This window comes from Pseudomonas sp. Ag1, from assembly GCF_000278565.1.
Classification (GTDB): domain Bacteria; phylum Pseudomonadota; class Gammaproteobacteria; order Pseudomonadales; family Pseudomonadaceae; genus Aquipseudomonas.
In genome coordinates, this window is sequence record NZ_AKVH01000069.1 from 1 (window position 1) to 17,651 (window position 17,651).

At 60.4% G+C, this 17,651-nt stretch carries 11 protein-coding genes; all 11 read left to right on the plus strand.

Going from position 1 to position 17,651, the window contains the following annotated elements; genetic code table 11:
• The first annotated feature begins 1,819 nt into the window (after positions 1-1,819).
• The gene (locus tag A462_RS27795; RefSeq protein WP_032898812.1) at positions 1,820-4,033 is read left to right on the plus strand and encodes a bifunctional diguanylate cyclase/phosphodiesterase; all 2,214 of its coding nucleotides are present in this window, start codon (positions 1,820-1,822) and stop codon (positions 4,031-4,033) included.
• A gap of 163 nt (positions 4,034-4,196) precedes the next feature.
• Positions 4,197-7,196, plus strand: a complete 3,000-nt coding sequence (locus A462_RS27790) for a xanthine dehydrogenase family protein molybdopterin-binding subunit (RefSeq protein WP_008431710.1) — start codon at positions 4,197-4,199, stop codon at positions 7,194-7,196.
• Positions 7,193-7,999, plus strand: coding sequence for an FAD binding domain-containing protein (locus tag A462_RS27785; RefSeq protein ID WP_008431712.1), 807 nt, complete (start codon positions 7,193-7,195; stop codon positions 7,997-7,999). Before A462_RS27790 ends, A462_RS27785 begins: the two co-directional genes overlap by 4 nt.
• A 2-nt stretch (positions 8,000-8,001) precedes the next feature.
• Complete coding sequence (locus A462_RS27780) at positions 8,002-8,502, plus strand: (2Fe-2S)-binding protein (protein ID WP_008431714.1); 501 nt, start codon at positions 8,002-8,004, stop codon at positions 8,500-8,502.
• Positions 8,503-8,507: 5 nt separating this feature from the next.
• A complete protein-coding gene (locus A462_RS27775; RefSeq protein WP_008431715.1) occupies positions 8,508-10,046 on the plus strand; it encodes an AMP-binding protein in 1,539 nt (512 codons plus the stop codon).
• Between the two features lie 19 nt (positions 10,047-10,065).
• Positions 10,066-10,869, plus strand: coding sequence for an enoyl-CoA hydratase/isomerase family protein (locus A462_RS27770; RefSeq protein WP_008431717.1), 804 nt, complete (start codon positions 10,066-10,068; stop codon positions 10,867-10,869).
• Between the two features lie 194 nt (positions 10,870-11,063).
• A complete protein-coding gene (locus tag A462_RS27765) occupies positions 11,064-12,482 on the plus strand; it encodes a sodium:solute symporter family protein (protein ID WP_008431718.1) in 1,419 nt (472 codons plus the stop codon).
• 74 nt (positions 12,483-12,556) lie between these two features.
• On the plus strand, positions 12,557-13,990 hold the full coding sequence (locus A462_RS27760; protein ID WP_008431721.1) for a UbiD family decarboxylase: 1,434 nt from the start codon (positions 12,557-12,559) through the stop codon (positions 13,988-13,990).
• 78 nt (positions 13,991-14,068) lie between these two features.
• Positions 14,069-15,415, plus strand: coding sequence for an MFS transporter (locus A462_RS27755; RefSeq protein ID WP_008431723.1), 1,347 nt, complete (start codon positions 14,069-14,071; stop codon positions 15,413-15,415).
• A gap of 11 nt (positions 15,416-15,426) precedes the next feature.
• A complete protein-coding gene (locus A462_RS27750; protein ID WP_008431725.1) occupies positions 15,427-16,185 on the plus strand; it encodes an SDR family NAD(P)-dependent oxidoreductase in 759 nt (252 codons plus the stop codon).
• A gap of 14 nt (positions 16,186-16,199) precedes the next feature.
• Positions 16,200-17,642, plus strand: coding sequence for an aldehyde dehydrogenase family protein (locus A462_RS27745; protein ID WP_008431727.1), 1,443 nt, complete (start codon positions 16,200-16,202; stop codon positions 17,640-17,642).
• Positions 17,643-17,651: the final 9 nt, after the last annotated feature.

Genomic DNA, 17,651 nt, shown 5'->3' on the forward strand with positions numbered 1-17,651 from the left:
TCGAGGTCATGACCGAGCTGATGGCCAAGCATCACGAGGCTCCCGCCTCAATCCAGTAACTGTGTTGCACTCAGCTCCTGCAACCGCCCTGAGTTGTTTAGCGTTCTTTGCTTAGGCGAGCTTGCCTAGGATGAATCTCACCATAACAGTTCCGCTCCGGAACCAGCTTGTCATCAGCCGTAGGCACAAACCTACCGTACAACCCTGCAATCATAGTCCAGTTGGCCTAGCCCATCTGTTCTGCGAGCAGATCGATTGAGGCATGCCCTTCGTCAGTAGTTGAACGGCATAGGTCTGGGTATTTTGAAGAAGGCCTCTCGGAGGCTCTTTTGACCTTCTCCACCTGATCAGTCTGGCCGAGCGCGGCCATACGATGTATCTCACTATTTATTGGCTAATGGTGGTTTCCGTTTGGTCGGCAGGACGCCGGGCGCAGGGATTTTCTGAGTGAACGCCTGTAGGGAGATTTGCGGGGATTCGTAAATCGTAGTCCAACATCGTTAGGCGTCGATTGCAGTGGGCGCCTACGTAAACAGCTGTTGTGTAAAGGGTTTCAGAACGCCCGCTAGCATGGGGTGCTAGGGGTCGAGTGTTCGAATCACTCCGTCCCGACCATATAATTCAAGGGGTTGCGAGATTTTATCTCGCGACCCCTTTTTATTTTCTGTCGGTTTTACTCCCACAAATCGTCTGGCTTTCGGTGGAATCCTCACCGCTTCCGTGTTGAGCTGAAGCCAGCTTTGGCGCTCTCTAGCACGTTTTTTAGGACGACGTTGTCGCCCTTTCTTGCTGCTTTCAGTATCTAAGGTGTTCTTCTCTTTCAAGCCATCGACAGGGTGCCCATCAGTTTGTACTCGTCAGGCCGACGGAGCCTTCCCGCGTACCGGTGGTTCTTCTTGGAGATTCCAGGATTGAAAAGCCATTGGGAGCCGCGCAGGCCGCAGAGTCCCTCTGCTTTTCTGAGGAGTGCGCGTATAGGTGTCAAAGCTATCCACAAAAGGCGTGGGTATATCTGTGGATAATGACCCAGGCACTGCGGAATACAGGGCTTGCAATGTGCTGGTCATTAATTGCGCAGGTTTTGTGTGCAGCTGTCGTTGGCGAGCAGGCCTAGGGGCGCAAAGTCGCTATCGCTCGGCTTGGGTGCCTGTCCGGTGGCCGGCTGGTGTTGGTCGTGAAGTGGGGGGAGGAGGCCGTGGAGTTCCTGCAATCCCCTTACGGCGAAATGTTCGGTGTGAGATACCCAAGCCCGCCAGTCACCTGCCGACGCTGGTGACCGGGACAGCGGTCAGCCGATGGGGATTGCGCGTAATTCCGATGGCTGGATCACTTACCCACGCGGTCTTCAATTGCAGGCGGAAATGGTCGCACGCTGGCAGGCAGCGGTAACAGCTTATGCACCGGGTGTGTTCAAGCCTTTCGTGCAGTCGCTTTACATCGAAATGGCCGAACATCCCGACCATCCACCGAGCCCGATTCACTTGATATTGCGCGCCGGGTGCAATGTGATCCTGCAGTTTCTCGAACGCCTGAGTGCGGTGTGTCAACCATGTGGTTTCGAATTTCAAGTACGGCGAACGCGATGCCGCTCAGGTGGTGGAAGAAGTTGGCCGAGAAATTTTGCCGCGACTTGAGGACAGCGAAGCCAGCCGAATGGGAGCAATCTGATACGGTTTCTTATGGTGGATCTGAGCCTTTTTTGTGGCTAGGTCGGTGCTTTATAAAGTGCGCGACCGGAGTGCGAGCGGATTGTGCCCGGCCGCCCACTTTTCCAGACTCTTTGAAGATCGGATGGTCTCGGCAGTCCTCAGGAACCACCATGAATACCCGCCGCACGAGATTTCACAGCGTGGCTCTCCCCGAGTCGCAGCGTGACATTCTCGGCATGATCGCGACCAATCATCAACTGGACGACATTCTTGCCGCCATCTGTTTGATGCTCGACGCACAAGATCCTTACACGCTTTGTTCGATACTGCTCACCGATGCCGAGGGCAAGCACCTGCTGAACGGTGCGGCGCCTAGTCTACCAGCTGAATACAGCCAGGCGATTCATGGAATGGCCATTGGTCCACAGGAAGGAACCTGCGGCACCGCAGCGTTCCGTCGCGAGCTGGTGGTCACCGAAGACATCGCCCGGGACCCAAGCTGGGAGCGTTTTCGCGGCCTGGCGCTGGGGCATAACCTACGTTCCTGCTGGTCGGTGCCTTTGCTCTCCCATCAAGGAAGCGTGTTGGGTACATTTGCCCTGTACCAGAACCGCGCCCATGCGCCGGACGAGGCGCAGATTCAACGACTGGCCTGCGCGGCCCAACTGGCAGCCATTGCGATCCGCCATGAACGTGACGGCCAACGTCTGGAGGAAAGCGAGCAACGTTTTCGTTCTTTGTTCACCTATAACCCCAACCCGGTGTTCGCCCTCGATCTGGCCGGCAACATCCAGAGCGTGAATCCAGCGGGCCTGAAGCTCAAGCCGCACACCGCAACCGACTTCATCGGTCATCACTTTGCCAATCTGGTGGTCGAAGAAGACCTGCAACGAGTCAGTCGGCATTTCTCTGCAGCCAGCACCGGAGAGCCCCAGCGCTTCGAGGCCCGGGTTCGCGACGTGAGCGACAAGCTGTTGACCATGGACATTTCCAACCTGCCGATCATGGTCAATGGCGAGATCGTCGGGGTATTCGGAGTTGCCAGGGACATCAGCGAGCAGAAGCACTACGAGCGCCAGTTGAGCTTCAACGCCAGCCATGACCGGCTGACCGGTTTGCTTAACCGTGTCTCTCTTGAAGATCGGCTTATTCTGGATTGTCACATCAGTCGTCGGCGCAAGCGTCGTTTGGCGGTAATGTGCATTGATCTGGATGGATTCAAATCCATCAACGATTCGATCGGGCACTACTTCGGCGATCAGGTGCTGATTGAGGTGGCGCAGCGTATGACCCAGCAGGTGCGTCCCGGTGACACCATCGTGCGCATGGGCGGTGACGAATTCATCGTGCTGCTGCCGGACCTGCTGCGTGATGAGGACGTTGTACCGGTGACGGAGCGATTGATGGCCAGCATTGCCAGACCCTACTGCATCCAGGGCATTGACCTGCACGTAAGTGCCAGTGTCGGCATCACCCTGAGCGATGGTCACATCGAGCAGCCGATGCAGCTGATCCAGCAGGCTGACATGGCCATGTACAAAGCCAAGCAGCAAGGGCGCAACAACTTTCAGTGGTACACCAGCGATCTTAATCAGCGCGTTTGCGAGCACGCGAGCCTGCGCAATGACCTGCAGAAGGCTATCGAAACTCAGTCGTTCAAGCTGCATTATCAACCGCAGATAGAAGCGCACACGTGTCGGGTAGTCGGGATCGAAGCGTTGCTGCGCTGGGAGCATCCGGAAAAAGGATTTATCTCACCAGCGGTGTTTGTGCCGGTGGCAGAAGACAGTGGTCAGATCATCCCGCTGAGCCTTTGGGTACTCGATACGGCCTGCGCGCAGCTGCGCCAGCTAGGCGAGCAGGGCATCACGGGCATTTCGATGGCGGTGAATATTTCGCCGATGCATTTTCAGCGTGGCAATTTCGTCCAGTGTGTCCAAGCCACCCTGGAGAAACATGGTCTCCGTGGTGAGCAGTTGGAGCTGGAGATCACCGAGTCGCTTCTGTTGCATAACGCTGAACAGGCGATCGACACGTTGCACCGGCTCAAGGCGTTGGGGGTGCGCATTGCTCTCGATGATTTCGGCACCGGTTTTTCCAGCCTCAGCTACCTCAAGCGGTTGCCCATCGACAAGATCAAGATTGACCGCTCGTTCATCCAGGAAATCACCACCGACCATCACGATGCCGCGATCACCCAAGGCATCATTTCCATGGCCCATCACCTCAGCCTGACGGTGGTCGCCGAAGGCGTGGAAACTGCGTCTCAGGTGGATTTCCTGAAGGGCAGTCGGTGCGATGTTTTTCAGGGGTATTACTTTGCCAAACCGATGCCCTATGCAGAAATCGAAGCTTTCCTGAGCCATCCCGCGTCCCATCCCTGACCGGAAATTCTGCCCAGTCCCAGCCCTTAAAATCAGACGCTAAGGCAAATTTTCAGACCCCAACGCAGAACTCCCTCTCCCCAGGCAAGGCGCTCCCTGCGCCTTTCTCACACACTCGGCTCTAACGCTATCGCGCTGCATAACAACAAGAGCCGCGAAAAAAATGACCAGTTTCCAACCTGCTACCGAAAGCCAGACCGGCCACATCGGCGCCCGTCAGGCCCGTGTCGAGGACGCCGCATTGTTGCGCGGTCTCGGCTGCTATGCCGATGACGCTGCAATCCCACCGGGTACGCTACATGCGGCGATCATTCGTTCACCCCACGCTCATGCGCGGATCACCTCGGTGGACTTTTCCAAAGCGCTGCTGATGAAAGGCGTGCACGGCGTGCTGGTCGGCGAAGACGTCAAACGCTGGGCGCTGCCGTTCCCGGTGGGTGTGCGTCAGCCGATGGAGCACTGGTGCGTCGCCGTGGACAAGGTGCGTTATGTCGGAGAGCCGGTGGCCGTGGTGATCGCCGAGAGCCGCTATCTGGCCGAGGACGCCCTCGAAGGTGTGCGCGTTGAATACGAGCCGCTGCCCCCGATCATCGATCCCGAACTGGCCACCGCCGAACAGGCGCCGATCCTGCACGAAGCAGTCGGCAGCAACGTGGTCAACGAACGGCGCTTTCGTTATGGCGAGCCGGAGCAGGCGTTCGAGCAGGCGCCGCACAAGGTCTCGCTCAAAGTGAAGTTTCCGCGCAGTTCCTGCACACCCATTGAATGCTATGTGGTGCTGGCTCAGTACGAGCGCGCCACCGGCATTTATGACGTGCTGGCTAATTTCCAGGGTCCCTATGCGTTGCACACAGTCATGGCCCGTGCACTGAATGTGCCCGGCAACCGCTTGCGTTTGCGCACCCCGAAAGATTCCGGCGGCAGCTTTGGCATCAAGCAAGGGGTTTTCCCTTACGTGGTGATGATGGGCCTGGCGTCACGCAAGGTCGGCGCACCGGTGAAGTGGGTCGAGGACCGTCTGGAACATTTGCAGGGGGCTTCTTCGGCGACCAATCGGGTGACCGAAATTGAAGCGGCGGTAGAAGCAGATGGCCGCATCACCGCTTTGCGTTATGACCAGATCGACGATTGTGGTGCCTACCTGAGAGCGCCTGAACCTGCGACTTTCTACCGCATGCACGGCAACCTGACGGGGGCCTACGCGATCCGCAATTTGCAAGTGCGCAACCGAGTGGTGTTGACCAACAAAACCCCTTCCGGCCTGAACCGTGGTTTTGGTGGCCCGCAGGTGTATTTCGCCCTTGAACGGCTGCTGCAACACATCGCCGTGCAGTTGAAGCTTGATCCGTTGGACGTGATCCGTCGCAACCTGGTGCCGGCCGATGCCTTCCCTTATCGCGCCGCCGCCGGTGCGTTGCTCGATTCCGGCAGTTACCAGGCCGGCATTGCCTTGGCGGTGGATGACGGCGGTCTCGACGAGTTGCTCAAACGCCGTGATCAAGCGCGTGCCGAAGGCCGGATCTACGGCATCGGTTATGCCGCCGTCATCGAGCCTTCGATTTCCAACATGGGCTACATCACCACCGCGATGACGCCCGAAGAGCGGCGTAAAGCCGGTCCGAAAAACGGCGCTGTCGCCACCGCAACCATCAACGTCGGCCCGTTGGGTGACGTCAGTGTGCACGTGTCCTCGGCACCGCAAGGGCAGGGCCATCAAACCACCGTCGCTCAGGTCGTCGCTGAAGTGCTTGGGGTTGCGCTTGAATCCATCGTGGTCAACGTCGAGCTGGATACCCAGAAGGACGCTTGGTCGATTGCCTCTGGCAACTATTCCAGCCGCTTCGCCGGTGCTGTGGCCGGTGCGGTCTACAAGGCGGCGCTGAAGATCCGCGATCGCCTCGCCGCGATTGCCGCCGAGCAATTGCAGGCCAGTCCTGAAGATATTCGTTTCGCCGGCGGCAAGATTTTTGTGGTCAATGGCGGGGCGGTGGCGCCATTCCATCGGATTGCCGGTGCGACCCACTGGTCGCCGGGCCTGCTGCCGGAAGGTGAAAGCGGCGGTCTGCGCGAAACCGCGTTCTGGAGCCCGCCGCAATTGGTGGCCCCGGACGACCAGGATCAGGTCAACAGCTCGCTGTGCTACGGCTTTGTCTTCGACATCTGTGGGCTGGAAATCGACCGCATGACCGGCGAGATCCACATCGATCGCTACGTCACCTGCCATGACGCCGGCCGCCTGCTCAACCCGGCGCTGGTCGATGGCCAGATTCGTGGTGGCTTCACCCAAGGCCTCGGTGCGGCGCTGATGGAAGAGTTCGCTTATGGCGAGGACGGCAGCTTCCTCTCCGGGACCTTCGCCGATTATCTGGTGCCGACCGCACCGGAAGTGATCGAACCGGTGATCCTGCACATGGAAACGCCATCGCCATTCACCCCGCTGGGCGCCAAGGGGGTGGGCGAGGGCAACAATATGAGCACGCCGGTGTGCATCGCCAACGCGGTGGCCGACGCCCTCGGTCGCTCGGACATTCGTCTGCCACTGACGCCATCGAAAGTACGCACGCTCATCGGCATCGACGAGCCGCCACGGCCCGCCGGTATGGAGCCCGATGAAAATCTGGACGCAGCATCTGCCGGTGGACCGGCACTGCGGGCCAACGACTCGGTGGTGATTCCTGCTTCGCCGCAACAGGTGTTCGATACCTTGCTCGACCCGCAGACGCTGGCGGCGATCATTCCCGGTTGTCACGACCTCGTGCTTGAAGGCGAAAACCGTTACCGCGCAGACGTCACCGTCGGCGTCGGCATGATCCGGGCGCGCTTCGAGGCCAAGGTTGCCCTGAGTGATCTGGACCCTCCGCATTCATTGCGTCTGTCCGGTTCCGGCAGCAGCTCGATGGGTTCGGCCCAGGGTCAGGCCAAGGTGCGTTTCGTCGAACTGGAAAATGGCCACACACGTCTGGAATACCAATACCAGGTGGCGGTCAGCGGCAAAGTCGCGGCGGTCGGCGGCCGAATGTTGCAAGGGGCCTCGAAAGTGATCATCGGACAAATATTTACTCGCCTGTCGCAACGGGTCAGTGGCCAAGCCATCTCCACCGGTTGGTGGGCGCGGCTGCGGGCCTCGCTTGGCGCGCTGTTTGGCAAGGGAGGTGCGCAATGAAACCGGCTGCTTTCGATTACGTTCGGGCTGGCAACCGTCGTCAGGTGGTTGAGTTGCTCGCCGAGTACGGCCAGGAGGCTCGCATCATCGCCGGTGGCCAATCGCTGATGGCGGTGCTGAACATGCGCCTGGCGCAACCCAAGTTGCTGATCGATATCAATCATGTGGCTGAGCTGGCCTATATCGAACTGCGCAAGGATTGCCTGGCGGTCGGTGCCGGGGTACGACAGGCGCAGTTGCTGGCGCGTTCGACCCTGATGGACGAGGTGCCTTTATTGGCACTGGCGATGCCCTGGATCGGCCACTTCCAGACGCGTAATCGCGGCACAGTCTGCGGTTCGGTGGCTCACGCCGACCCCAGCGCCGAGTTGCCGCTGTGCCTGGTGACGCTGGGCGGCGAGATCGTCCTCGAGTCGAAAAAAGGCCAGCGCATCGTCAAGGCTGCCGACTTCTTCCAGGGCATTCTCACCACCGACAAGCGTGCAGATGAATTGGTCGTCGAGGTGCGTTTTCCGCTCAAGCGCGAAGGCATCACCTATCGCTTCCGCGAAATCGCCATGCGCCACGGCGACTTTGCAATTGTCTCCCTGGCCGCAGCCATCGGCACGGACCAGGTCGAACTCGGCATCGGCGGGGTCGCCGACCGTCCGCAACGTCGCAGTCTGCCTCGTGGTGCGGCGCTGCCGGACGCGCTCAATCAAACCGCCTGGTCGCTCGATGCACAAGACGACGTGCACGCCAGCGCTGCCTATCGCCGCCAACTGATTCGCGAGCTGGGTCACCAGCTGATCGAAGGAGTCTGAACATGCGTGTAACTGCCGAACAAACCTTTGCGATTCGCCTGGAACTCAATGGCCGCCCCCGCGAAGCGCTGGCCGAACCGCGGACCCAACTCTGCGACTTCCTGCGCCACGACCTCGGTGCTACTGGTGTCCATGTCGGATGCGAACACGGTGTCTGTGGTGCCTGCACGGTGCTGGTGGACGGGGTCGCCATGCGTTCCTGCCTGATGCTCGCGGTACAGGGGCACGAACGGCGTATCGAGACCGTCGAGTCCCTGGCCGACGACGACACACTGAGCGACCTGCAACAAGCCTTTCGCCGTCATCACGCCTTGCAGTGTGGCTTTTGCACTGCGGGCATTCTCATGTCCTGCGTGGATTTTCTCGAACGGGTACCCAACCCGGACGAGACCCAGGTACGCGACATGCTTTCGGGGCATCTATGCCGCTGCACCGGCTACACCGGCATCGTCCAGGCTGTGCTCGAAGTCGCTGCCCAGCGCCAAACGAACAAAGGGGTATAACAATAATGTTCGATCTCGGACGCAGCTTCCTCGCTGCCGTTGAACGCCGACCGCACGCCGTGGCGGTCAGTGACGGTGCGTTGAAGAAAACCTATGAAGACTGGTTCGTCGATATCCAGAGCGCAGCTCGGGGCTTGCAACGCCTCGGGCTGCAGCGGGGTGACCGACTGCTGGTAGCGATGCAGAACCGCTGGCAGATGGCGACTCTGCATTGGGCCTGTCAGTTTGCGGGCATCGTCATGACCCCGTTGAACTGGCGCTCGACTGCCGATGAGCTGGGCTACTGCATCGAAGATGCACAAATCCGTGCACTGGCTTACGACGACTCGACGGTGGCCGCGGTGGCCGGTTGCAGCGCCGCCACAAGGCTGCCACGGATCGCCGCCGGTATCCGTGCCGTCGACACCGACCTGAGTTTCGAGGAACTGTGTTCGCAGACCCCGTCCGGAATCATTTTGCAGGCCGACGCCGAAGACTTTTCACTGCTGCTGTACACCTCCGGCACCACCAGCAAGCCCAAGGGGGTGCCCCGTCGGCACCGTTCCGAACGCGCCGCGGCGGTTGCCCACGTAGCGCAAAACCTCTACCGCCAGAGCGAGTGCACGCTGGGTGTCATGCCGCTTTACCACACCATGGGCGTGCGTTCGTTGCTGTCCATGGCGCTGATCGACGGACATTTCGTCTGTGTGCCGAAGTTCGACGTGGAAGCCACGCTGCAAGCCATCGATCGGGAAAAGGTCACCAACCTATACCTGGTGCCGACGCTCTACCACATGCTCATCGAACACCCGGCCTTTGCCCGCGAGCGAGTAGCCAGTGTGGAGAAAATTGGCTTTGCCGGCGCACCGATGAGCGATGGCTTGATGCGTCGCGTCGAGCAGGCGTTCCAGCCGCAATTGTTCGTCAATCATTACGGCAGTTCGGAGATCTACACCTTCACCATCGACCAGCAGGCCAGCCGTAAACCCGGCTCGTCAGGGCGCAGTGCAATGAACCAGCGAGTGCGCGTGGTGCCGATCGATGCTGAAACGGTGGACGTGCAGGCCAACCCATTGGAGGAGGGCCAGATCATCGCCGACCTGGCGAGTGACGAGGCGTTCGAAGGCTACCTGAACCGTCCCGAAGCGACCGCCAAGGCGTTGCGTGACGGATGGTATTTCACCGGTGACATCGGCTACTTCGATTTGGAGGGCGATCTGTTCGTCACGGGTCGCGTCGATGACTTGATCATCACCGGCGGCGAAAACGTCAGCCCGGCGGAAATCGAAAACATGCTCTCCCTGCACCCGGCAGTGGAAGAAGTGGTGGTGGTCGGCCTGCCGGACGAGCAGTGGGGCAAGATCATTGCTGCGTTTATCAAGCTGCGCGCCGAGGTCTCGGAATGCGACCTCGATGCCCATTGCATCGCTTCGGGCCTGGCCAAATTCAAGCGGCCACGGCGCTACCAGTTCATCGATCAGATTCCCAAATCTCCAGTGGGCAAGGTGCTGCGACGCGTGCTGCTGGCCCAATTTCAGGAACAGGCCTTGAAGGCCATCAGCTAATCATCCAGAGGACACTCCCATGCAACAACAAGCGATCCAGCAATTTCTCGATACTCAGTTCGATGGCTTCCAGGTTGAAGTCGATGTGTCCCGCGAGCGCGCCGACATCATCCTCAACCGGGCGCCGTTGAACGTCATTTCCATGGGCCAGCGCGATCAACTGCGTCTGGTCTTCGAAGCCCTCGATGCACACAAAGACGTGCGCGTCATCGTGCTGCGCTCGGTGGGCGAACACTTCTCCAGCGGCGGCGACATCAAGGGTTTCCTTGAAGCTTCGCCGGAGCACGTTTCGAAGCTGGCCTGGAACGTTGCGGCACCGGCACGTTGCGAAAAACCGGTGATCGTTGCCAACCGTGGTTACACCTTCGGTGTCGGTTTCGAACTGTCCCTGGCCTGCGATTTCCGCATTGCGTCGCAAACCACTCGCTACGCCTTGCCTGAGCAGAACCTGGGTCAGATCCCGGGCTCGGGTGGCTCCGCACGCCTGCAGAAAATCATCGGCATCACCCGCACCAAGCACATGGTGATGCGTGCCAAACGCATCACGGGCGACCAGGCCTATGCCTGGGGTATCGCTACCGAGGTCGTGCCGGATACCGAACTGGAAAGCACCGTCGATGCGCTGGCAGATGAACTGCGGCGCTTCTCGCCGCTGGCTCAGCGCACGGCGAAAAAATTGATCAACGACAACGAAGATGCGCCGCTGACCGTCGCGATCGAAATGGAAGGTCACTGCTACAGCCGTCTGCGCAGCTCCAAGGACTTCAAGGAAGGCGTCGAAGCGTTTCACAGCAAGCGTCCGGCAGTGTTCACCGGCGAGTAAATGCGTACCGGCGAGCAGGCCCGGGAGCATGTCGGCAACGGTGTGCGCCCCTACGGAGCAGGGCCTGCCGCCCCTTCACTGAAACTGATAGGGCGCATCAATATTCGTTAATAGAAAACCCGCTGCAGGGCTCTTAGGGTGAGATCGGCTGCACCGAAATCCGTCCAATAAATATAAAAATCGGAGTTCCACTTATGGCTTCTAGCTGGCTGGTATTAACCATCGTGGCCGCCTACATGGTGGTCTTGGCGTTGATCAGTTTCTGGGTTCGACGCTCTACACAAAGTGCGAAAAACTTCACTACCGGAGGCAAGGACTTCCCGGCGGTGCTGATCGGTTTTCTGATGATGTCCGAGTTCATCGGCACTACCGCGAGCATTGGTACGGCTCAGGCGGGTTACACCTATGGCATTTCCGCAGCCTGGAACATCGCCGCCCTGGGCGTCGGTTTCGTGATCTTCTCCATGCTGTTGGCGAAGAAGTACAAGGACCTCGGCGAGAACACCATTTCCGGGGCGCTGGCCCGCACTTACGGCGAGCCGGTACGCTTCGCCACGTCAGTGATCATGATCTGTGCGCTGTCGATCGTTGCGGTCTCGATCTATGCCAGCGGCGGGGCAGTGCTCGCGACTTTGCTGGGTATCGAGCGGACGTCGGCGATCATCATCGTCGGTATTGTTTCGGTGCTGTACGTCGGCATCGGCGGCATGCGTTCGGTAATCTACACCAACGTCTTGCACGCGATAATGATGTACGCCGGGATCATCCTCGCCCTGGGTTTTGCCTTGAGCAAGGTTGGCGGCATGGGCGAATTGGTGGCGCGACTGCCAGCGCCGATGTTCGAAGTCGGCAACGTCGGTTGGCCGAAGATTTTCGCCTGGCTGGTGGCCGGTATCGGCGCGACGTTCGCCACCCAGTACGTGGTGCAGGCGGTGAATACCGTCAGCGACGGGCGCAAGGCCCAACACGCGAGTTTCTACTGCGCATTGATGTTGATTCCCTACGGCTTGATCGCTGCGATGGTGGGAATGTGCAGCGCGGTGCTGTTTCCGCAGATTCCCTCGTTGCAGGCCTTTCCGCAAATCCTCGGGCACATGCACGAATGGATGGCCGGGATCGTCGTTGCAGGACTGGCCGGGGCGCTGTTCGGCACCATGGCCGCGCTAACCATGGGCATCGCCACGTTGTTGCTCAAGGACTTCTATCAGCCGTTCTTCAACCCACAACGTGATGATCGCAAGAACCTCAATTTTGCCCGGACCGCGACCATCATCGCCGGCCTGCTCCCCATCACGCTGGCGCTGTACGCCTCCGACGTTCTGGTGGTGACCTTCCTCGCCAAGGCCTTGCGTGCCTCACTCGCGGTACTGGTGCTGATGGTGTTTTACGCGCCGACATTCGGCACGCGGCAGGGGGCGTTCATCAGCATCATCGCGTCACTGATCATCACCATCGGCTGGTTCCTGATGGGCAATCCCTACGGCATCGACAATGCCTACATCGCGCTGGCCACGCCACTTGTGATCATGACCCTGAGCCATTTGCTGCGAGGCGGCAAACCCGAACACGCCGACAGCGCCATCCCCATCAGTACGAGCGCAACCGGAAGCTGAACCCCAACGAATTAAACGGGCATGCCGTCGGGTGACCGGGCATGCCACCAAAACAATAATGACGAGGTAAGGCCATGCAGCCTGTGACCCTTTCCACCCCCGAAGCCGACATGGCCGGGGACTTGCCAGCAGGCGCCAGCCTGCGTGGCTGGCTCGAACATTTACAGCGCCAGCAGCGTTTGGCAATGATCCGTCCCGGCGTGGACCTGCGTTTCGGCGTTGCAGCGATTGCTAATCGTCTGGACGGCAAGAGCGCTTCACTGTTTCCCCAGCCTGGCGGCCACTCGATTGCGGTGGTTTCCGGCCTGCTGTCCGACCGGCAGTGGATGGCCGAGGCAATGGGCGTGGAGTCCGCTGAAGTGTTGGCGCGTTTCGAGGCGGCCAGCCTCAATCCGCTGCCGTGGCGCGAAGTCAGCGATGCAGCTTGTCAGCAAGTGGTGCATCGCGAGATCGACCTGAACAAACTGCTACCAATTCCCACTCACAACGAGCACGACAGCGGCCCTTACATCACCGCTGGCCTGCTGATTACCCGCAACCCGCGCACCGGGGTGCAGAACGTTTCGATTCACCGCTTGCAGGTGAGCAGCCCAAATCGACTGGGTGCATTGCTGCTGCCACGCCATGCGCTGGCCTTCTTTCAGGAAGTCGAGGCGCTGGGTGAGGATCTGGACGTGGCGGTGGTCATTGGTGCTGATCCGCTGACCTTGCTGGCGTCCCAGGCCATCGTGCCGATCGATCACGACGAACTGGAAATCGCCGGCGCGCTGCATGGCCGTCCGCTGGCGGTAACGCGCTGCGTGACCCATCAGATTCGCGTGCCTGCCGACGCCGAGATCGTCATCGAGGGCCGGTTGCTGGCCAAGGCGCGGGAGATGGAAGGGCCGTTCGGCGAGTTTCCGCAGTACTACGGCGAGCGTGCCGAGCGACATGTGATCGAAGTCGACGCCGTAACCCATCGTCACAACCCGATCTTTCACACCATCGTCGGCGGCGGCCTGGAGCACTTGCTGCTCGGCGGCATCCCGCGTGAAGCGACCATGCTCGCGCATTTGCGCCGCAGCTTTCCGTGCGTGCGTGACGTGCATCTGAGCAAGGGTGGAGTGTGTCGTTATCACCTTTATGTGCAGATCGACAAACGCTCCGAGGGCGAGGGCAAAAACGTCATCCTCGGCGCGCTGGGCGGTCACTACGACATCAAGCACGTCACCGTGGTGGATCTGGATGTGGACATTCATAACCCCACCGAAGTCGAGTGGGCGATTGCCACCCGTTTCCAGGCCGACCGCGACCTGGTGCTGATCCAAGAATCCCAGGGCTCGAAACTCGACCCGTCCACCCGTGACGGTGTTGGCTCGAAAATGGGCTACGACGCCACGGTGCCGCTGTCGGCACCGACCATGCGCTTCAAACGAATCCAGGTGCCGGGCCAACAGGAAGTCGAACTCGACAAGGTGGCGCACGCGGCCCCGCAGGACTGGCAACGCGTGCTCCAGACGCACGATTGAAACCGGCGGCCGCTGGTGTTCAGCGGCCTGTTCCCGATAGCTCCAACCAGCTCAAGACACGTCTTGTGTGAGGCAACCATGACCACGACAACAACTGCACCGCCAACCAGCGTCGCTACCGATACACCGCAGATTCCACCGGGCAAGGCCTTGCTGGCGGCATTTGCCTCGACATTCGGCTGGGCGCTGGATTTGTTTGACCTGTTCATTCTGCTCTACGTGGCGCCGATCATCGGCCGCATGTTCTTCCCCTCGGAAACCCCGACACTGTCGCTGGCCGCGGTGTATGCCTCGTTCGCCGTGGCTTTGCTGGTGCGTCCGCTGGGTTCGGCGATCTTCGGCGCGTATGCCGACAAACACGGCCGCAAGCGTGCGTTGATGGTGTCGATGGTCGGCGTCGGTATTTCCACGGCACTGTTTGGCGCGTTGCCGACCATTCACCAGGTCGGGGTGTTGGCCCCGGTACTTTTTTTGGTATTGCGGGTGATTCAGGGCGTTTTCGTTGGCGGCATCGTTGCCTCCACTCACACCATCGGCACCGAATCCATCTCGCCGCGCTATCGCGGCTTGATGTCCGGGTTGATCGGTGGCGCCGGTGCCGGCATGGGCGCGCTGTTGGCGTCAGTCACTTATCTGGTGTTGTCGGAGATATTTCCCGGGGAGGAATTTGACGTATGGGGCTGGCGCTTCATGTTCTTCTGCGGCCTGCTCAGCACGTTTTTCGGTCTGGTGATGTTCCGTTACCTGGAAGAAACCCCGGTCTGGCAGCAACTGCAACAAGCCCGCAAAACCAAGGGGCCGGCGGTAGTGGTCGTGTCGCCACTCAAGCGTCTGTTTGGTCGCGAGTACCGCGGCGTGATGCTGGTCAATCTGCTGATTACGTTCGGCGGCGGTGCCACGTATTACCTGGCCTGCGGTTATCTGCCGACATTGCTCAACGTGGTGGCCAACGTGCCCCATACGCAGACATCGCAATTGCTCATGTACGGCTCGGTGGCAACGATTGTCGGGGCGTTGGCCTTCGGCTATTTGAGTGACCTGATCGGTCGCAAGAAGACCTTCATGCTGCTGGGTGTGATCAACCTGGTGGGTCTGCCGATGTTGTTCCTCGGTGTCGCCGAACCGGGCTCGCTGAGCCGAACCGCGCTGTATTGCGTGGGCATCGCCTTCATGGGCGGGGCGATCATCGCGCCGATCCTGATCTTCCTCAACGAGCGCTTCACCACCGAGCTGCGCGCCAGCGGCACCGGGTTGTCCTGGAACATCGGTTTCGCCCTCGGCGGAACCATGCCGACCTTTGTGTCCCTGTTCAGCAGCAGCCCCGCGCAGATTCCCGTGGTGCTGGCGATTTTCGCCGCCGGCCTGTCGGTGATCTACCTGATCGGCAGCGTGGTGATTCCGGAAACCCAAGGCAACTTCAAGTAAAGGAAAACGCAATGAGCAGATTGAATGGAAAAGTCGCGATCATTACCGGTGCCGCGCAAGGCATCGGTGCCACTTATGCCCAGGCCCTGGCGGCCGAGGGCGCGAAGGTGGTGCTTTGCGATTTGAAGGCGCCTGACGAAACCGCTGCTGCGATCCGCAACAAGGGCGGTACGGCCCTGGCAATCGCTTGCGACGTGACCGACGGTGCCGCGGTGCAAGCCATGGTCGAGGAAGCCGTGGCGCAGTTCAGCGGTGTGCACGTGCTGATCAACAACGCCGCGTTGTTCGCCACCCTGGAACTCAAACCTTTCGAGCAGACCAGCTCGACGGAATGGGACCGGATCATGGCGGTCAATGTGCGCGGCTCCTTCGAGTGTGCGAAGGCGGTAATGCCGGTGATGCGCCGTCAGGGCTACGGCAAGATCGTCAACATTGCCTCGGCAACGGCTTTCAAAGGCGCGCCGATGATGGCGGCTTATGTCGCGTCGAAGGGCGCGGTGATTGCCCTGACACGTTCGATAGCACGCGAAGTCGGCGACGCCGGCATCCGCTGCAACTGCCTGGCGCCCGGCCTGACCATGAGCGCCAACGTTCAGGCCAATGCCGCCTGGGCCGGGGATATCGTGCGCAACAACATTGCCAGCCGCTGCATCAAACGCGAAGCGGTGCCGCAGGATCTGATCGGCGCGCTGCTGTTTCTGTCCAGCACCGACAGTGATTTCATGAGCGGCCAGACCCTTGTGGTCGACGGCGGTTCGGTGACCCATTGATTCAAGGAGGATTCATGCAAAGCCAACACTTCATCGATGGACAATGGACCGCTGCGGATCGCTGGACCGACAGTCTCGACCCGGCAAACGGTGAGCTGATCGGGTGCTTTGCCGACGGCGGCGAGGCCGAAGCTGAAGCTGCGGTGGCAGCTGCTGGCCGAGCCTTCAACGACCCGCAATGGGCGCAGAATCCACGCCTGCGTCAGCAGCTATTGCTGGAGTGGGCTGCCGGTCTGAAGGCGCGTCAGGAACAACTCGCGCAGTTGCTGACCCGCGAGAACGGCAAGGCATTGGTGCAGTCCCGAGGGGAGATCGGCGGGGCGATTTCCGAGATTCTTTATTACGCCGGCCTGGCCCGGCATAACCCGGGGCACATGCTCGAAGTGGCGCCCGGTGAGTTCTCCAGCATGCTGCGCGAACCCGCCGGGGTGGCCGGGTTGATCATTCCATGGAATGCCCCGGCGGTGCTGCTGGTGCGTGCTCTGGCGCCAGCGATCGCGGCGGGTTGCACAGTGGTGATCAAACCCGCGCCGCAGACCGCGCTGTTCAACGCTGCGATGCTCGAACCGCTGTTCGCGTTGCCAGGCCTACCGGCAGGGGCGGTCAATCTGTTCGCCGAGAGCGGGCATGCCGGGGCCGCACATTTGGTGTCTTCGCCGCGGGTGGATGTGCTCAGCTTCACCGGCTCGACCGCTACCGGCCAGCGCATTATGCGCGACGCCGCGGCGACCATGAAAAAACTCTCCCTGGAGCTGGGCGGGAAGTCCTGCTGCCTGGTCTTTGAAGATGCCGACGTCGCCGTCATCGCGCCGAAACTGGCGGCGGCGGCCACCATTATCTCTGGCCAGCAATGCACTGCCGCCCGGCGCGTGCTGGTGCATGCCAGCCGTTTCGCCGAAATGAAAACCGCGCTGAGCGCCGCACTGGGGCAGATCCGCCTGGGTAATGGCCTCGATCCAGCGAAGAACATGGGACCGCTGATCGACTGGCAATCCCGGGACAGCGTTGAGCGGCGCATTGGCGAGGCGCTGGACAGCTGTGACGAAGTGCTGCTGGCCGGAGGTCGCCCGCAGGGTGAACTGAGCAAAGGCGCATTTCTCGCGCCGTCGCTGATCGCCCATCGCGACAGCAGCGCATTCTTTTGTCAGGAAGAAATTTTTGGCCCGTTGCTGGTACTGGAGTCCTTCGAAGACGAAACCGAGGCTGTAGCGCGCGCCAACCATACCGAGTTCGGTCTGTCCGCGAGTGTCTGGACCGAGCAGGGCGCTCGCGCCTGGCGTGTCGCTCGGGCACTGCGCAACGGTACGGTGTGGCTCAACGACCACAACAAGTTGTTCGCCGAGGCGGAAACCGGTGGCTACCGCAAGAGCGGTCTGGGGCGCTTGCATGGTGTCGATGCGCTGCTGGATTTCAGCGAGCTCAAACACATTTATCAGAACGTCGGCACGCTCAATTGAGCGCAAACG